The organism is Microcystis sp. M_QC_C_20170808_M3Col, assembly GCF_007095505.1.
Taxonomy (GTDB): Bacteria; Cyanobacteriota; Cyanobacteriia; order Cyanobacteriales; family Microcystaceae; genus Microcystis.
Genome location: NZ_SFBY01000248.1, coordinates 1 through 16,599 on the forward strand (window position 1 = coordinate 1; position 16,599 = coordinate 16,599).

Genomic DNA, 16,599 nt, shown 5'->3' on the forward strand with positions numbered 1-16,599 from the left:
TAAAGATTAGTTATTGTGACTAACCGTTTTGGTTAGAGAAAGATAAACTTGAGAATCTTCAGTCAAATTTATTGACTCAAAATCCGCTGTACTTAATTTAAATGAATCAACCCTAGGGTTGGGGGGTCTTGCTCCCAGGGGGATTATTTTGGGGATTCTCCGAAAAATAGGGCAGTTTTGAGGCTACCCTAACCAGAAAATTAATCGCCAAAATGGGAGATAATCGCGTCGGCAAATTCGGAACATTTCAGGGGAGGATTAACGGGGGGTTCCATCAGACGCGCTAAATCGTAGGTAACTTGTCGATTAGCGATTGCCGCTGCGATGCCTTTTTTAATCAAATCGGCGGCTTCTTGCCATCCCATGTATTCCAACATCATTACCCCAGAAAGAATCACCGAACCGGGGTTAATTCGGTCTAAACCGGCGTGTTTAGGGGCTGTGCCGTGGGTTGCCTCAAAAATAGCGCAAGTATCGCCAATATTCGCCCCAGGTCCCATACCCAAACCACCGACGATCGCCGCTGCCGCATCGGAGAGATAATCACCATTCAGGTTCATGGTAGCGAGGATCGAGTATTCATCGGGACGGGTTTGGATCTGTTGGAAGATACTATCGGCAATGCGATCGTTGACCATAATTTTATCTTGCCACTGCCCCTTGCCGTGAGTTTCCCAGATAGCATCGAGAACACTGGTCACTTCTTGGCAGATTTTGGCTTTTTTCTCGTCTGTAAGGGCATCATAACCCGGTTCCACCATGCGGGCGTTATCTTCGATGCTCAGATCGGGGTTTTTCTCCTTATTGCTCAGTATCCATGACTCCATCTCAGTAACGCACACATCCCGGAATTCACTTTTAGCTAATTCGTAACCCCAATCCCGAAACGCCCCTTCGGTATATTTCATAATGTTACCCTTGTGGACGAGAGTAACTTGATTTTTCGGTTTCGGTAAAGTCAGCGCTCGTTCGATCGCCCGGCGGACTAATCTTTGGGAACCCGTCTTACTAATCGGTTTGATCCCAATACCCGCATCGAGGGGAATTTGTTTTTTACCATGTTCGGGAGTGGCGGGAATTAGTTCCGTGTTGAGATAATTAATCAGTTTATCGGCGATTTCCGTGCCTTGTTTCCATTCGATGCCGAGATAAATATCCTCGGTATTTTCCCGATAGACGATGACATCGAGTTTTTCCGGGGTTTTATGGGGGGAAGGGGTTCCCGCATAGTAACGACAGGGACGAACACAGGCATAGAGGTCAAAAATTTGCCGCAAAGCCACATTCAGGGAACGAATGCCGCCACCGATCGGAGTGGTCAAGGGACCCTTGATGGCAATACCATATTCTTTAATCGCTGTCAATGTATCTTGGGGTAGATATTGATAGGTCCCGTAGATTTCGCAAGCTTCATCGCCAGCATAGACTTTAAACCAATGGATTTTCCTTTGACCACCGTAGGCTGTGGCGATCGCTGCATCGATAACTTTTTCGGTTGCGGGCCAGATATCGACTCCCGTACCGTCACCACGAATGAAGGGAATGATGGGATCGTCGGGAACTAGAGGTTTTCCGTCAGAAAAAGTAATTGTCGAGCCTGTTGTCGGTGGGGTGATTTTTTCGTAGCTCACAGTCATGGACTTCCAGAAACAGTGTTTATCTATACGTTGGGAGTCTAGCGCCGTCAATATCTATACTCAGGGATTTTGGGTAATTTCTTAAAGATTCCTTTGCTGGCATCTCCGTCAAAACAACCTAGAGGAAATCTATTTATAGCTGAACTTAGCCGATTGTCAAGCGGCTGCTCTCGTTGTTGAAGGCCAAGTTACCCCAATTACTCAAAATTTTATGAAGCATTTGCGTAAACACCTAACTTGATAGATGACAATGGCTCTATCCCGTTCTAGCTGTCAATAATTATGCAAAGTCTTTTTCAACGTTCCCTAACTCAGACCAATTCTGGGGAAGAAGATACCCGTAGTCGTATTCTACAGGCCGCTTTACGTTTATTTGCCGCTAAGGGTTATGAAGGAACCACGACCAAAGACCTAGCAGGAAAGGCAAATGTGGCAGAAGGAACTTTATTTCGTTATTTTCCCAACAAAAAGGCGATTTTAATTGAAGTGGCCACTAGGGGATGGGTGGATATTCTCACCGACTTGCTGACGGAATTGAGCGAAATGGGCAGTTATAAAGCGGTAGCGCAGGTGATGCGACGTAGGGTGTTGAGAATGCGAGAAAATAGCGATTTATTGCGAGTTTGTTTTATAGAGGCGCAATTTCACCCGGAATTAAAAGACCGAATTCAATCGGAGGTAATTGCTAAAATGACCGATGTGGCCGAGGCTTTTTTTCAAACAGCGATCGATCGTGGTATCTATCGTCCCATGAATCCGAAAATTGTGGCCCAGGTTTTTCTAGGAATGTTCGCAATTGCCGGTTTTTCCACTGAAACTATTTTAGATGCCAATGCTTCCCCCTTAGCTTTACAGGAAATGGCCGAAGGTATTGCCGAAATTTTTCTGAATGGAGTGTTAGTTAAGTAGGCCGGCAAAATTAATTTCCTAGTCGAGACTCCGAGACTCCGAGACAGCTAATCTAAGGATAGGCGGTTAAAATGCGTTTTATAGTCATTTCAGATAAGTCTGATACAGTCTAGCAAAATCTGGGATTGATATTCTCAATCTTAATTGAAATGACTATAGCTTACTTATGATAAAATTCTTTCAACGGCAGGGAGGGGCAACTTTCAATTATTCACCCGATAAGTACCGCACGCAAAATTAATTACACATTTCGATAAAGCTTTTGCCTATTGCCTCTTGCCTATCTTCCCTAGGAAATTTATTTTGCCGGCCTACTTAAAATAACTGATAGCCGAGATGAAACCCTGTTACTGCATTAATCCCGATTGTTCTCAACCGGAGCATCCGAGTAATAATAACTCGAATACTCGTTACTGTCAAAGTTGCGGCTCTCAATTGTTGTTAAATGGTCAATATAGAGTAAGTCGGTTATTGAGTGATACGACTGGTTTTGGGGTTGTTTATGAGGTTTTTGAGGGTTTTACGGCCAAAATCCTCAAGGTATTACAAGAAAAATGGAATAATGAACCGAAGGCAGTGGAATTATTTAAACGGGAATATGACGTTTTATTAGAGTTAAGTCGTCAAAATGTGACCGGTGTTCCTCGAGGGGATGCCTATTTTCAATATTCCACGAGAGCGGGGAAAATATTACACTGTTTAGTCATGGAAAAAGTGGAGGGGATTAATTTAGAACAGTGGCTAAAGCAGTATGATAATTTAAGTCAAAAACGAGCCTTAAAATGGCTGAGAGAAATTACTTTAATTCTCGATAAAATTCATCAACAAAACTGGCTGCATCGTGATATTAAACCCCCTAATATTATGCTGCGGAATAGTGGCGAGTTGGTGTTAATTGATTTTGGCACAGCAAGGGAAGAAACCCAAACCTATCATCAAAAGGTAAAAGGTCAACAAGTAACAGGTATTACCTCAGCGGGATATACACCCAATGAACAACAACATGGCCAAGCGGTGATTCAATCAGATTTTCATGCTTTAGGACGAACTTTTGTGCATTTATTAACCAGAAAACATCCTTTAGAAATTTATGATCCGGTTAATGATGTTTTATCTTGGCGAGAAGAAACGGAAAATATTCACCCATTATTGTTGGATTTTATTGAGGAGTTAATGGAAAAATTGCCCGAGAATAGACCAGCTAATACTAGGGTTATTTTACAGCGTTTGGATGAGATTGAACGGCAGTTAAAGTTACCTCCTACACCAGCACCAAATCCGCAGCCTGTTGTAACTAAAAAACAATCGCCAGTTATTCCTAAGATTAATCCTTCTCCGCCAGTTTCACCTGTAGCTGTACCCAAAAAAACACCAGCACAACCGGTTAAAAATAATAATCTGAGAAACAGAATGATAGCTCTTGGTAGCATTTTGTTATTAGGAATAGGAATAACGCAAGTTTACGGTTATTTTAAATATAAGCAGTTTCCCGCCGGTCTTCAATTATTGATCTCTAATTTTCCTAGTGGTAGTTTTCTCGAGAAAACCCTTACTGGTCATTCTGACTCGGTTTTATCAGCAGCATATAGTTCCGATAGCCGCTATTTAGCTAGTGGGAGTGGTGACAATACTATCAAAATTTGGGAGGTGGCAAAGGGAAAAGAATTGCGTACCCTTACTGGTCATTCTAGCGGGGTTTATTCAGTAGTATATAGTCCCGATGGTCGCTATTTAGCTAGTGGGAGTGGTGACAATACTATCAAAATTTGGGAGGTGGCAAAGGAAAAAGAATTGCGTACCCTTACTGGTCATTCTAGCAGGAGTTTGTCAGTGGTATATAGTCCCGATAGTCGCTATTTAGCTAGTGGGAGTATTGACAATACTATCAAAATTTGGGAGGTAGCAACGGGAAAAGAATTGCGTACCCTTACTGGTCATTTTAGCGGGGTTTACTCAGTAGTATATAGTCCGGATGGTCGCTATTTAGCTAGTGGGAGTGCTGACAATACTATCAAAATTTGGGAGGTAGCAACAGGAAAAGAATTGCGTACTCTTACTGGTCATTCTGACTCTGTTTGGTCAGTAGCATACAGTCCTGATGGCCGCTATTTAGCTAGTGGGAATTATGACAATACTATCAAAATTTGGGAGGTAGCAACGGGAAAAGAATTGCGTACCCTTACTGGTCATTCCAACTCGGTTCCATCAGTAGCATATAGTCCCGATGGCCGCTATTTAGCCAGTGGGAGTTGGGACGATACTATCAAAATTTGGGAGGTAGCAACGGGAAAAGAATTGCGTACCATTACTGGTCATTCTAGCGGGTTTTGGTCAGTGGTATATAGTCCCGATGGTCGCTATTTAGCTAGTGGAAGTGAGGACAAAACTATCAAAATTTGGCAGGTGGGAGAGTAAACTTGTGTTTGGGGTGACAGCAATAACTTTTGTCTATCAAAAATGAGCGACACTTGCGGGAAACCCAACGGCACCGATGTCTTATTAGCCTCGTAGCGACTGTCTTGATTGTCAAGACAGTCGCTACAATAATTGCTACTCCCCTCTCATAGACTAGACAGTCTTAACAAGTAATTTAGACACCGCACAGCAAACCCTACCTAGGATGAAAATAATTATAAATTTCCTTAGCTAATTGTTCCCCAATTCCTGTCACCTGTTGCAATTGTTCTAGGGAAGCTTCGCGAATATAATCCAGAGAATGAAAATGAGCTAATAGCTCTTTTTGTCGCTTAAAACCTAACCCCGGTATCTCATCCAAACGGGAACGGCGACTTTTTTGCATTCTTTGTTGTCGATGAAAGCTAACAGCAAAGCGATGCGCTTCATCCCTGACTCGACGCAATAATTGCACTCCGGGTTGTTCCTTATCTGTCTCTAAAGGAGAGGATTCCCCGGGTAAAAAAATCTCCTCTCTCTGTTTAGCTAAACTAACAACTTTTACCTGTTCTAATAAATTCATCTCCCCTAAAACTGTCACCACTGCTGATAATTGTCCTTTTCCCCCATCAATCATGACCAAATCGGGAAAATCATCACTTTCGGCAATATTATCGGGATTTTCGGCATAAAGACGGAAACGCCGCCGAATTACTTCTGCTAAACTGGCAAAATCATCGGAATGACCGCTTTTAACCTCGGGATTTTTGATTTTATAGTGACGATAATGTTGATTAGCGGCCACCCCATCGATAAACACCACTCCCGACGCAACCGCATTGGAACCCTGAATATGAGAAATATCATAACCCTCGATGCGGTGGGGCAGCGCGGGTAAATCGAGAATTACCGCTAAATCCTGTAAAGACTGCAAATCTCGGTCGGCGCTTCTTTTCGTCTTTTCTAACTCATAAAGAGCGTTTTTCTCGACCATAGCTAATAAATCCGCTTTACTTTGCCGTTGGGGGACAGTTAACTCGACTTTGCGACCTTTTTTTTCCCTTAACCACCCCGCTAACACCTCACCTTCCGGTAATTCGCAGGGTAACAGGATTTCGCTGGGAATTTCCACCCCTTCCACCGATAAATAATGTTCTTCCAGGACTTTTTGCAGGATTTCTCCCTCGTTTGCTGACTGACTATCGGCAAAAAATCCCAAACGTCCCACCAAACGACCAGAACGCACTTGAAATAATTGTATGCAACAATGCTGCTCGTCTTTAGCTAAAGCGATTGCGTCCCGGGATACGGTATCATCGGGTAAAGAGACTTTTTGAGCGGTATTAAGAGCCTGTAATCCGCGAATTTGATCCCTAATCGTGGCCGCTTGTTCAAAATCTAGGTTTTCCGACGCTTCTAGCATCTTTGCCGCTAATTTGTCTAATAATTCTCCCGTCCTTCCCTGAAAAATCATCGCCACTTTCTGCAAGGTTTCTCGATAATCTTGGGGACTAATTAATTTTTGACAAACCCCCGGACAACGACCGATATCATAATTTAAACAGGGACGGTCTTTAAAAAGAGGTTGGGGACGTTGACGCAGGGGAAAAGTGTGTTTAATTAGGTGTAAAGTGTGGCGCAGCAGCTTGGTATCGACGTAGGGACCATAATAACGGTCTTTTTGGTTATTTATGCCACGTTTGCGGGTAATAAAAATGCGCGGGTAGGTTTCCGACCAAGTAATACAAATGTATGGATATTTTTTATCGTCCTTGAGGAGAGTATTAAAATGGGGCTGATGTTGTTTAATTAGATTAGCTTCCAGGGCCAAAGATTCTGCTTCTGTGTCGGTGACGATAAATTCAATTTCTGTCACCTGTCGTACCATCAAAGCAATGCGGGGACTGAGGGGTTGACTGGGACGAAAATAGGAACGGACTCTAGACCGGAGTTTTTTGGATTTACCGATGTAGAGAATTTCGCCATTTTGGTCGCGCAGGAAGTAAACCCCCGGTTCGAGGGGAATTTCCTGAAGACGATTTTCTAGGCGATCGAGGTCTTGGATTAGGGTAGAGTTAAGATTATTCTCGAACATCCTTCTATATTAGACAAAAAAATTACGCCAGTGGGTATTAGCTGACGTTTGGCAAGATATTCGGGGCAAATCTTCACAAAAATTAATAGGCTTCCGATTCGATTTGCTTAATCGGGACGAAACATTCTCCGGGGAGAAGAATCGGTTTATTGTTAAAAATCAATTGGCCCCGATGATTGTCGCGGTTAATAGCGACACCAAAAGGACGTTTACTAACTCTGCTATTGAGGGTACAGTAGATGCGATAAATGCGTCTGGCCGCCCGTAAGACAGTAGGATCTAATAAAATTGGGATTTCCATATCGACACGCTGTTGTTCTGTGTTCTGGGATAGGGCTACCATATAAGTCGTCTCCCCACGATTAAATTGACATATTTATTAAATCAATGTTATACGACGATTTCCGATTATGCCACTTTTGTTAGGATTCTAAAACTTTCAGGATGGCCTGGCCCATAGCTTGGCATCCCACTAAGGTCATACCTTCCGAGAAAATATCTCCGGTACGATAACCAAACTCTAAGACTTTTTCTACGGCTTTTTCCAGGGCTGCTGCCGCTAAAGGCTGATTTAGCCCATATTTTAACATCATAGCAGCACTGAGAATCTGGGCGATCGGATTGGCTTTATCTTGGCCGGCGATATCCGGGGCCGAACCGTGGACGGGTTCAAAAACTCCCACTCCAGCAGTCCCTAGACTAGCGGAGGGTAACATTCCGATACTACCGGTTAACATGGCCGCTTCATCGGAGAGAATATCACCGAATAAATTGCCCGTGACGATAGTATCAAATTGTTTGGGGGCCCGGACTAACTGCATGGCTGCGTTATCGACGTAGAGATGGGAAAGTTCCACATCGGGATAATTAGCGGCCATTTTCGTCACCCGGTCGCGCCAAAGTTGGGAAACATCAAGAACATTAGCTTTATCGACGGAACAGAGTTTATGACCGCGTTTTTGGGCAATTTCAAAGGCTACCTTAGCGATGCGGTCCACCTCCGACTCCGAGTAAACCATGCTATTTAAACCGCGTTTTTCTCCCGTTTCTGTCTCAAAAATCCCCTTCGGTTGACCGAAGTAGATACCCCCGGTCAATTCCCGGACCACCATGATATCCACTCCCTCGATAATCTCCCGTTTGAGACTAGAAGCGTCGATTAATTGCGGAAAAATGGTGGCAGGACGCAAATTAGCAAAAAGACCTAAGCCAGATCTTAAGCCTAATAATCCCGTTTCTGGCCTTTGCTGCCGGGGTAAATTATCCCATTTATAACCCCCGATAGCGGCCAAGAGAACAGCATCACTATTTTTACAGGCGCTCAGGGTTGCTTCGGGGAGGGGACTGCCGGTTTCATCAATGGCTGCCCCTCCAATTAAAGCGGTTTGGAAGTCAAACTGGAGGTCAAATTTTTTACCGATGACTTTCAGTATCTCTACGGTGACAGCGAGGATTTCCGGCCCGATGCCATCGCCTGGTAGTAGGGTAATGCGATACTGTTGCGTCATAGTTCTAGAACGGTAAAATAGGTCAGCCTTGTCATTATAGCATAGTTAGGGCGGCTTTTTTTTCCTGAAAATGTCAATCTTTGCCAGAAAAACTGGGAAACTGCCGCCGAATTAGCTAGGGAAATTCTCAATCTTCCGGTATTAATTAAAGGGGCAGTTAATCCCCGATAACTACACTAATTCTACATGGGAATCATCCCCGATCATAAAGCGTAAAGCTTTTGGACGTTGGGGGGCAATTTCTAATTTTGCCCGTCGTCCGATAACACTATCAACTATGCGCTGATGAATGCCAATAATCGTGGCATCTTTGAGAATAACACTGTGTTCTATGTCGGCATCGATTAATTTTACTCCATTAGCCACACTACTATAGGGACCGATAAAACAATTCTCAATGTGACAATTTTCTCCAATAATGACAGGGCCGCGAATGGTACTATTAATAATTTTACTACCCTGACCAATTTGTACCCGTCCGATCACCTGACTATTAGCATCAATTTCTCCCTGCAAAGCGATTTCTAGACTGGTATCAAGGATAATCCGATTGGCTTCTAATAAATCATCTTTTTTACCCGTATCTAACCACCAACCCAGTAGTTTATTGGCTTCTACTGCTTTATTTTGATTGATTAATTCTTGGATAGCGTCGGTAATTTCTAACTCACCCCGGGCCGAAGGTTGAATAGATGCGATCGCTTGATGAATGGTGGGGGCAAAAAAATAAATCCCTACCAAAGCTAAATTTGAGGGGGGGTCTTTCGGTTTTTCGACTAAGTATAAAACTTTGCCGGTTTCATCTACTTTTGCCACCCCAAAAGCACTAGGATTAGACACTTTTCGCAGGAGAATTAAAGCAGCAAGGGACTGTTTTTGGAAAGAGTCTAAAAAGGGCGATAAATCATCCTCAATTAGGTTATCACCCAAGTACATAATAAAGGGGGAATCTGCTAGGAAAGATTGGGCAGTTTTAACCGCGTGAGCTAATCCGGCTGGTTGTTCTTGGCGAATATAAGTTATCTTAGCCCCAAACTGTTCACCATTGCCCGTAGTCTGACGAATTTCTTCCCCGGTTTCGGGACTGATAATAATGCCAATATCAGTAATTCCTGCGGCGACAATTGATTCGATTCCATACCATAAAATCGGTTTATTAGCCACGGGAACTAACTGTTTTGCTCCAGTATAGGTTAGGGGACGTAACCTCGTACCTTTACCACCGGATAAAATTAGTGCTTTCATAGTTTTAAAGATTAAATAGTTGGTTGAGCATAGCTTTGAGAGAATCTCGCCAATAGGAAGGAATATAACCCAATTGTTGCGAGATTTTTTGACCGGAAAGAACCGAATAGGCCGGACGCGCCGCTGGGGTAGTATATTCAGCAGTAGTAATGGGAATTACTCTCTGAATTTTTAAGGGAATACCGCTTATTTTTGCCTCCTCAAAAATCGCTTTAGTTAAATCAAACCAGCTGGCGACACCGCTATTAGTAAAATTATAGATTCCCGCGGGATTATCGGCATTAATTAAAAGCTGAGTAATTGCCGCGGCGATATCTTTTGCCCAAGTGGGACTTCCCACCTGATCGACAACTACTTTTAACTCCTCTCTTTCCTTGCCTAATCTCAGCATGGTTTTGACAAAATTACTTTTGCCATAACTGCCGTAAACCCAAGCAGTCCGCAGGATAATTGCCTGAGAATTAACAGTCTTAATCTCCTCTTCTCCCCTTAACTTTGATTGTCCATAAACCCCTAAAGGATTAGTTAGATCGGTTTCTAAATAGGGGGTATTTTTTCGACCATCAAACACATAATCGGTGGAAATATGGAGAAATTTAGCTTGAATTTTCTCAGCAGATTCCGCCATGATTTTCGGGGCTTTAGCATTGATATAATAGGCTAATTCTGGTTCACTTTCTGCCTTATCTACTGCTGTATAAGCGGCGGCATTAACCAGATAATCGGGGTGAATTTCCCTAATTAACTGGCCGATTTTTTCCGAGTTAGTTAAATCTAGTTCTTCTCGACCGATACTAATAACTTCACCTAGCTGGGGTAAAGTTAATTGTAACTCTTGTCCCACTTGACCTTTAGCACCAATTAGTAAAACTTTTTTCATCGTCTTTAGGGGAAAACTTCCACGGATTTAAAGGGTTGTCCAGCTTGGTCTTTAGGGGAGAGAATCGGGGGGGTCTCTAGAGGCCAGTCAATCCCTAAATCGGCATCATTCCAGGCAATGGTTTTTTCGTATTGGGGATAATAATAATTAGTGGTTTTGTAGAGAAATTCGGCTCGGTCGGAGAGGACTAGAAAACCATGGGCAAAACCTTCGGGAACCCAGAAAATACGTTTATTTTCCGCACTTAAAACACAGCCTACCCATTGCCCAAAAGTGGGAGAACTTTTACGCGCATCCACTGCCACATCAAAAACACTACCGCTCACTACTCGCACCAGTTTACCCTGGGGATTGGAGATTTGATAGTGCAATCCTCGCAGGACATTTTTTAAGGACATAGAGTGATTATCCTGGACAAAAGTGGTATTAACACCAGCTTTTTCTCGAAAATCTTTCTGATTAAAACTCTCCAAGAAAAAACCTCGATCGTCTCCGTAAACTTGCGGTTCAATGATTAAAACATCAGGAATTTCCGTCGGAATAACTTTCATAAAATCGGAGACAAGATAACTTTTGCGGGTAGTCTAGCACAAAAGGGTATTTTTTTCTAAATTTTTTTATTAATCTTTCCCCAAACCTCAACCCTCGGTAACTGAATAATGATAAGATGAGCCTAACTTAGTCAGAGCATAAACGACGTGGTACAAGTCTCTAAACACACCGCTACTCAATCTATCCCCGTGGAGGGAGAAGCCTTAAAAAACTGGTTACAGACTAGGGCTAATCAGATTATCGCCGGCGATCGACTCAGTCAGCAAGAGGCCTTAGCTTTAACTGCGATCGAAGGTCAGGAAAATATTTTCAGCTTATGTGAGGCTGCCGATCGCATTCGTCAGGCCTGTTGTGGTAATACGGTGGATTTATGTAGCATTATCAACATAAAATCGGGAAGTTGTTCGGAAAATTGTAGTTTTTGTTCCCAATCCGTCCACCATCCCGGACAAGATTCGCCTATCTACGGTTTAAAAAGTCGCGAGGAAATCGTCAGCCATGCGAAAGCGGCAGCCGACGCGGGGGCCAAACGCTTCTGTTTAGTTAGTCAAGGACGGGGATTAAAGTACAATAGCCCCAAATCGAAGGAATTCGAGGAAATACTGGCCACAGTTCAAGAAATCATCGAAACGGCCAAGATTAAACCCTGTTGCGCTCTGGGAGAATTAACCCTTGCCCAAGCGCAAGCCTTAAAAGAAGCCGGAGTTACCCGTTATAATCACAATCTGGAGGCTGCCGAGAATTTTTACCCTAACGTGGTCTCCACCCACAGTTGGCAGGATCGGGTAGAAACGGTAAAAAACCTGAAAGCGGCGGGAATTCAAGCTTGTACGGGCGGAATTATCGGTATGGGCGAAAGTTGGCAGGACAGGATCGATTTAGCTTTTTCCCTAGCGGAATTAGAGGTGGAATCAGTGCCGATTAACCTATTAAACCCCAGAAGTGGCACCCCTCTAGGTCATTTACCCAAACTGGACCCCTTTACTGCCTTAAAAGCGATCGCTATTTTCCGGTTTATTTTACCCCAACAAATCCTCCGTTATGCCGGGGGACGAGAGGCGGTGATGGGAGAATTGCAAAATCTGGGGCTAAAATCGGGAATTAATGCTATGCTAATTGGACATTATTTGACCACTCTAGGACAACCCCCCCAACAGGATCAGGCGATGTTGGCTGATCTTAGTTTAATAGGAGGAGAAGCCCCCATCCCCGGTGAATACCAACCCCAACAGGCAACCTAAATCACGTCGAGGACGAGAATCTCCGCCGCGGCGCGCTTCCGTATCGGTTCCCAATGAGTTACTCTGGGCTTTGATTGGTTTGTTGCTGACAATTTTTAGTACATTTGTGCCAGTAAGCCTAGCTAGTTGGTCGGCTACGGGTCTATCCTCGCAAAAACTAGGCATAACTTACCAAATTGGGGCAGTATTGTTAACGGGCTGTCTGGGGGGCAAAAATGCCGGGCTTCTTGCCCAGGTGGCCTATATTTTTCTCGGTTTAACTTGGTTGCCCGTGTTTGCCCAGGGTGGGGGAATGGGTTATCTGAAAGAAGCCAGTTTTGGCTATATTTTAGGCTTTATGCCGGGGGCATGGCTGTGTGGTTGGCTGGCTTTTCGCTGGCGCGCCAAGATAGAAACCCTGGCTTTAAGTGCTTTTGCCGGTTTGTTAGTGATTCATCTGTGCGGTTTATTATATATGCTGGGATTGTCGATTTTTCAGCCCCAAGCCGGTCAAATCACCTTTCCCGATAGTTTGCCCACCCTATTTATGAATTATTCAGTCTGGCCATTTTTAGGGCAGTTAGTAGTAATTTGTGTGGTGGTAATTATTGCCTTTTTCTTCCGTAAATTATTATTTTATTGATGCCACAGCCAATGTTAGAAAAGAATCGCTGGTTTTGGGTAGTGGCGGTGATTGGTCTAATTTTAGACCAAGTAACTAAGTATATAACCGTGCAGAGTTTTGAGCAAATTGGTGATACTTTCCCGATTATTCCGGGGGTTTTTCATTTTACCTATGTGATTAATACTGGGGCGGCTTTTAGTGCTTTTCGGGGCGGTGTTGGTTGGCTAAAATGGCTATCCTTATTAGTTAGTTTGGGATTAATGGCTTTTGCTTACTTTGGACCGCATTTAAATCGTTGGGAACAATTGGCCTACGGTTTTATTTTAGCAGGGGCTTTCGGCAATGGTATCGATCGCTTTTTGTTTGGTTATGTGGTGGATTTTCTCGATTTTAGATTGATTAATTTTCCTGTTTTTAATCTGGCTGATGTCTTTATTAATATCGGGATTATTTGCCTATTAATTTCTAACTTTCCCCACAATTTAAGCAAATAAGTATATATTGACTGTTCAAAAAAAATTGGGGATTTAGTATTATATTCCTGGAGTCCTGATCATTTAAATATTTTGGAAATCTAGATAATTCCTGTTGAGTAACAATCATTTTGACCTCTAGAAAAAACTTAATTGAAGCTCATTTACCTAGATAACAATAAGCTATTATTCCTGTTTTTTATCGGTGCTGGGTGGATGCCAACCTCCCCGGATCCATAATCGACGAACTTTAACGATAAAACCTTCATTATGATTGTCATCATTTAAGTCCAAACGTTCAATAGTTGCCCTAGCGATGGGAGTAAGTCCCACTATTTTTAAAGCATCTGGTGTCCAGATAAAATGTTCTTGCCAATGCTGTTGGCGCGGATTGAATATTTCTACTTCTTGTTCTGTTTTCGGATCAATTGCCTTGATAAAATTGTAGCGATATCTGTTACATCTTTGGCAAGCTAAAGCTAAGTTTGCTAATTCATCTTTACCTCCTAAAGATTTGGGCTGAATGTGATCTACTTCAAATAATGCGGCACTAATTTCTTCTGAAGAATGACAGTATTCACACAGATAGTTGGCTCTTGCTCGGACTTGTAATCGAGTTGTGATAGTAATCATTTAGATTCAGCAACTATTCGCGCATTTAAGAGCGTGAAAATCTCGTTTAACTCTAAAATACCAGCTAATTCTGCGGTCTCTTGAGAATTAAGTTGGGAATTTTTTTCTAGTTCCCGTAGTTCCTCCAATCGACACTGCAATTCCTCGGTGAATTTAAAGAGATAATTTTCCCTTACTGGCGATAGCTTAATTCCTTTTTCAATCCAAGAAGAGGGCTTGACCATCAGTTGAGTTAACATCACTTTCTCCTTACCTTTAATACCTAACTTTAATCCTAACACGATTAGTTATCCTCGATCGGGTGAGCAATGCCCACCCGAAAAACTATGCTTCTGTTTCAGAATTAGAGCGATCGAATTTACTAACTAACTGAGGATTTTCTGACCAAGCATCGATAATACTCATATTACCATTGAGAAAATTCTGTTTAATAGCGCGGCGTTGAATTTTGCCACTGGCAGTTTTAAGAATTGTCCCCGATTTGGCCAAAACAATGGCATGGGTCATAATTTCGTGTTCTTCGGCGATTTCTTGACGGATATCGGCAATTAATTTGGCCGTATCTAATGCCCCGCTGCGACGTTCTAATTCCTGGACAATAACTAACTGTTCCTCACCGTTATCTTCAATGGAAAAAGCTGCGCCATAATCGGGACGAAAAACCTCATTAAGATGCTGTACTGACCATTCTAAATCTTGGGGATAATGATTACTGCCACGGACAATAATTAAATCCTTAATCCGTCCCGTGATATGTAATTCCCCATCGAGAAGAAAACCTAAATCTCCGGTGCGTAAAAACGGTCCTTCTCCTGTATCGGCAAGATAAGCTTGAAAAGTCTCTTTAGTTGCGTCTTCCCGTTGCCAATATCCAGCGGCCATACTGGGGTCACTGGCCCAAATTTCGCCCACTTCATCGGCTGCACAAAGGGTGAAAGTATCGGGATTAACCATAGCTATACGGGTATCACAGACGCGACGACCACAACTGGGGACGTATCTAACTCCAGTGGTTCGATCGGAACCTACAGGGACAATTTTACCGCGTTCGTAGGCGGTTGTATCCAAAGCGGTGATAATTGGGGTGGTTCCCTTGGGTTTATTGGAAATCAAGAGGGTATATTCAGCTAATCCGTAGGCAGGGGCGAAAGTTGACCAAGAAAAGCCGTAATCTGCAAAAGTATCGACAAATTTGACCATTACCTTCGGATTAATCGGTTCGGCGGCATTTCCTGCGGCCTGCCAACTGCTCAGGTCTAATTCCGCTAAATCGGCAGCTTTAATCCTGCGAGTACAAAGATCATAGGCGAAGTTGGGTGCTTGACTATGAGTAACTTTGTACTTAGTAATATTTTTTAACCACTGCATCGGACGCTTAATAAAAGCAAAGGGAGACATGAGATAGCAGGGTGTCCCGTTGTAGAGGGGGACGGTGATACCTTCGACTAACCCGTAATCGTGGAAATAGGGCATCCAAGTTAGGGTAACGCTATCCGGTTCGTAACCACAAGCTTTTTGCAAGTAACCGCAATGGTGCATCAGGTTAAAATGACTTAACATCACCCCTTTGGGGATATTAGTCGAACCGGAGGTATATTGCAGATAAGCAAGCGCCGATTTATCCACTTGCGGATCTTGCCATTGGTCCGCGAGGGAAATATCAATACTTTCGGTGGTAATCCATTTCATTTGGTCGAATTCTGGAAATTCTTCCTTCACACCTTCAATAAGAGTCAGAATACTTTCGGTAACTAGGGCAAAGGTGGCATTAGCATCCTTGACAATTGCCCGCAAACGGGGCAAAGTGCGCTTAAGTCGTCCCGATTCCGGTGGGGGGACGGGAATGGCAATCACTCCCGCGTAGAGACAACCACAAAAAGCGGCCACTACTTCTAAACTTTGAGGATAGAGTAATAGGGCCCGTTCTCCTTGGGCCTGGTATTTTTGCAAATAGGCCGCAATCGCTCTTGCTTGGCGATCGAGTTCACTGTAGGTTAAAGGTGGGGTTTCTTTTTTACCATCGATAAGAAAAGTGTAGGCATGACCGTCCGGTTGTGTCGTGGCGCGGTAACGTAAGAGTTCTACTAGGGTTGCGGGTTGAATTAGGGTTTCAGTCATCGTTGTTATCGGGCTTATTGGCGCTATTGTATAGAAGTTTTAACATATTTGCCGATAACACTAGGAGCAAGTGCCGAAGGCGATCGGTCAAGGGTGTAGGATTAAGTTAGGGGCAAAAATCCCCCGGCACCATCTCTAAAGTAATTGGAAAAAGCGACAATTAATTAACTCTAAAATACTGGGAAAAAGTCTTGACATCCTCACCGCCGTAAACGGACGGTGATTCCCAAACCTCACGATTTAGGTTTCTGCTTCTTTCCCTTGCGGGGTTCCGCACCTGCCTTAACAGTTTTACTCTGTTCTGGTCTTA

15 protein-coding genes are annotated in these 16,599 nt (G+C 43.4%); 5 read left to right on the forward strand and 10 right to left on the reverse strand.

Features of this window, described 5'->3' with window-relative positions:
* Positions 1-200: 200 nt before the first annotated feature.
* Positions 201-1,637 (reverse strand): NADP-dependent isocitrate dehydrogenase, encoded by a 1,437-nt coding sequence (locus EWV84_RS11180; RefSeq protein ID WP_287078059.1) that lies wholly within the window; start codon positions 1,635-1,637, stop codon positions 201-203.
* A gap of 282 nt (positions 1,638-1,919) precedes the next feature.
* Between EWV84_RS11180 and EWV84_RS11185 the strand changes: the two genes are divergently transcribed.
* Both EWV84_RS11185 and EWV84_RS11190 read left to right on the forward strand, forming a co-directional pair.
* Positions 1,920-2,546 (forward strand): TetR/AcrR family transcriptional regulator, encoded by a 627-nt coding sequence (locus tag EWV84_RS11185; RefSeq protein WP_286827025.1) that lies wholly within the window; start codon positions 1,920-1,922, stop codon positions 2,544-2,546.
* 336 nt (positions 2,547-2,882) lie between these two features.
* Positions 2,883-4,961, forward strand: coding sequence for a serine/threonine-protein kinase (locus EWV84_RS11190; RefSeq protein ID WP_287078060.1), 2,079 nt, complete (start codon positions 2,883-2,885; stop codon positions 4,959-4,961).
* A gap of 196 nt (positions 4,962-5,157) precedes the next feature.
* Here the strand turns inward: EWV84_RS11190 and uvrC are convergent, their stop codons facing one another.
* The 6 genes from uvrC to rfbC all read right to left on the reverse strand — a co-directional run bounded on the left by uvrC (position 5,158) and on the right by rfbC (position 11,219).
* Positions 5,158-7,035 carry an excinuclease ABC subunit UvrC gene (gene uvrC, locus EWV84_RS11195; RefSeq protein ID WP_287078061.1) on the reverse strand — a complete coding sequence of 626 codons (1,878 nt, stop codon included), beginning with the start codon at positions 7,033-7,035 and terminating at the stop codon, positions 5,158-5,160.
* Positions 7,036-7,117: 82 nt separating this feature from the next.
* Entirely contained in the window at positions 7,118-7,378 is a 261-nt protein-coding gene (locus EWV84_RS11200; RefSeq protein ID WP_286825427.1) for a hypothetical protein, read from the reverse strand.
* Between the two features lie 79 nt (positions 7,379-7,457).
* Complete coding sequence (gene leuB, locus EWV84_RS11205; RefSeq protein WP_287078062.1) at positions 7,458-8,543, reverse strand: 3-isopropylmalate dehydrogenase; 1,086 nt, start codon at positions 8,541-8,543, stop codon at positions 7,458-7,460.
* 171 nt (positions 8,544-8,714) lie between these two features.
* Positions 8,715-9,788, reverse strand: coding sequence for a glucose-1-phosphate thymidylyltransferase (locus EWV84_RS11210; protein WP_287078063.1), 1,074 nt, complete (start codon positions 9,786-9,788; stop codon positions 8,715-8,717).
* 4 nt (positions 9,789-9,792) lie between these two features.
* Complete coding sequence (rfbD, locus tag EWV84_RS11215; RefSeq protein ID WP_287078064.1) at positions 9,793-10,668, reverse strand: dTDP-4-dehydrorhamnose reductase; 876 nt, start codon at positions 10,666-10,668, stop codon at positions 9,793-9,795.
* A gap of 5 nt (positions 10,669-10,673) precedes the next feature.
* Positions 10,674-11,219 carry a dTDP-4-dehydrorhamnose 3,5-epimerase gene (rfbC, locus tag EWV84_RS11220; RefSeq protein WP_287078065.1) on the reverse strand — a complete coding sequence of 182 codons (546 nt, stop codon included), beginning with the start codon at positions 11,217-11,219 and terminating at the stop codon, positions 10,674-10,676.
* A gap of 147 nt (positions 11,220-11,366) precedes the next feature.
* Here rfbC and bioB point away from each other — a divergent pair, with 147 nt between their 5' ends.
* Genes bioB through lspA form a run of 3 tightly spaced genes read left to right on the forward strand, consistent with a single transcriptional unit; the run spans position 11,367 to position 13,559 of the window.
* A complete protein-coding gene (bioB, locus tag EWV84_RS11225) occupies positions 11,367-12,461 on the forward strand; it encodes a biotin synthase BioB (protein WP_287078066.1) in 1,095 nt (364 codons plus the stop codon).
* Positions 12,433-13,083 (forward strand): biotin transporter BioY, encoded by a 651-nt coding sequence (locus EWV84_RS11230; RefSeq protein WP_286825432.1) that lies wholly within the window; start codon positions 12,433-12,435, stop codon positions 13,081-13,083. Before bioB ends, EWV84_RS11230 begins: the two co-directional genes overlap by 29 nt.
* Before the next feature lie 11 nt (positions 13,084-13,094).
* Entirely contained in the window at positions 13,095-13,559 is a 465-nt protein-coding gene (lspA, locus tag EWV84_RS11235) for a signal peptidase II (protein WP_286825439.1), read from the forward strand.
* A gap of 165 nt (positions 13,560-13,724) precedes the next feature.
* On the opposite strand, the gene EWV84_RS11240 is transcribed toward lspA, so the two are convergent.
* Genes EWV84_RS11240 through EWV84_RS11250 form a run of 3 tightly spaced genes read right to left on the reverse strand, consistent with a single transcriptional unit; the run spans position 13,725 to position 16,289 of the window.
* Complete coding sequence (locus tag EWV84_RS11240; RefSeq protein ID WP_286825433.1) at positions 13,725-14,171, reverse strand: HNH endonuclease; 447 nt, start codon at positions 14,169-14,171, stop codon at positions 13,725-13,727.
* Positions 14,168-14,452: a hypothetical protein gene (locus tag EWV84_RS11245; protein WP_286825434.1), complete on the reverse strand. Its 285-nt coding sequence runs from the start codon at positions 14,450-14,452 to the stop codon at positions 14,168-14,170. The genes EWV84_RS11240 and EWV84_RS11245 overlap by 4 nt, the downstream gene beginning before the upstream one ends.
* Positions 14,453-14,495: 43 nt before the next feature.
* Positions 14,496-16,289 carry a fatty acyl-AMP ligase gene (locus EWV84_RS11250; protein WP_287078067.1) on the reverse strand — a complete coding sequence of 598 codons (1,794 nt, stop codon included), beginning with the start codon at positions 16,287-16,289 and terminating at the stop codon, positions 14,496-14,498.
* Positions 16,290-16,599 lie beyond the last annotated feature (310 nt).

What these genes read in the sequence shown, in the direction of transcription:
- EWV84_RS11180 (WP_287078059.1), bottom strand. Translation starts at nt 1,637, where the DNA reads ATGACTGTGAGCTACGAAAAAATCACCCCACCGACAACAGGCTCGACA.
- EWV84_RS11185 (WP_286827025.1), top strand. Translation starts at nt 1,920, where the DNA reads ATGCAAAGTCTTTTTCAACGTTCCCTAACTCAGACCAATTCTGGGGAA.
- EWV84_RS11190 (WP_287078060.1), top strand. Translation starts at nt 2,883, where the DNA reads ATGAAACCCTGTTACTGCATTAATCCCGATTGTTCTCAACCGGAGCAT.
- uvrC (WP_287078061.1), bottom strand. Translation starts at nt 7,035, where the DNA reads ATGTTCGAGAATAATCTTAACTCTACCCTAATCCAAGACCTCGATCGC.
- EWV84_RS11200 (WP_286825427.1), bottom strand. Translation starts at nt 7,378, where the DNA reads ATGGTAGCCCTATCCCAGAACACAGAACAACAGCGTGTCGATATGGAA.
- leuB (WP_287078062.1), bottom strand. Translation starts at nt 8,543, where the DNA reads ATGACGCAACAGTATCGCATTACCCTACTACCAGGCGATGGCATCGGG.
- EWV84_RS11210 (WP_287078063.1), bottom strand. Translation starts at nt 9,788, where the DNA reads ATGAAAGCACTAATTTTATCCGGTGGTAAAGGTACGAGGTTACGTCCC.
- rfbD (WP_287078064.1), bottom strand. Translation starts at nt 10,668, where the DNA reads ATGAAAAAAGTTTTACTAATTGGTGCTAAAGGTCAAGTGGGACAAGAG.
- rfbC (WP_287078065.1), bottom strand. Translation starts at nt 11,219, where the DNA reads ATGAAAGTTATTCCGACGGAAATTCCTGATGTTTTAATCATTGAACCG.
- lspA (WP_286825439.1), top strand. Translation starts at nt 13,095, where the DNA reads ATGTTAGAAAAGAATCGCTGGTTTTGGGTAGTGGCGGTGATTGGTCTA.
- EWV84_RS11240 (WP_286825433.1), bottom strand. Translation starts at nt 14,171, where the DNA reads ATGATTACTATCACAACTCGATTACAAGTCCGAGCAAGAGCCAACTAT.
- EWV84_RS11250 (WP_287078067.1), bottom strand. Translation starts at nt 16,289, where the DNA reads ATGACTGAAACCCTAATTCAACCCGCAACCCTAGTAGAACTCTTACGT.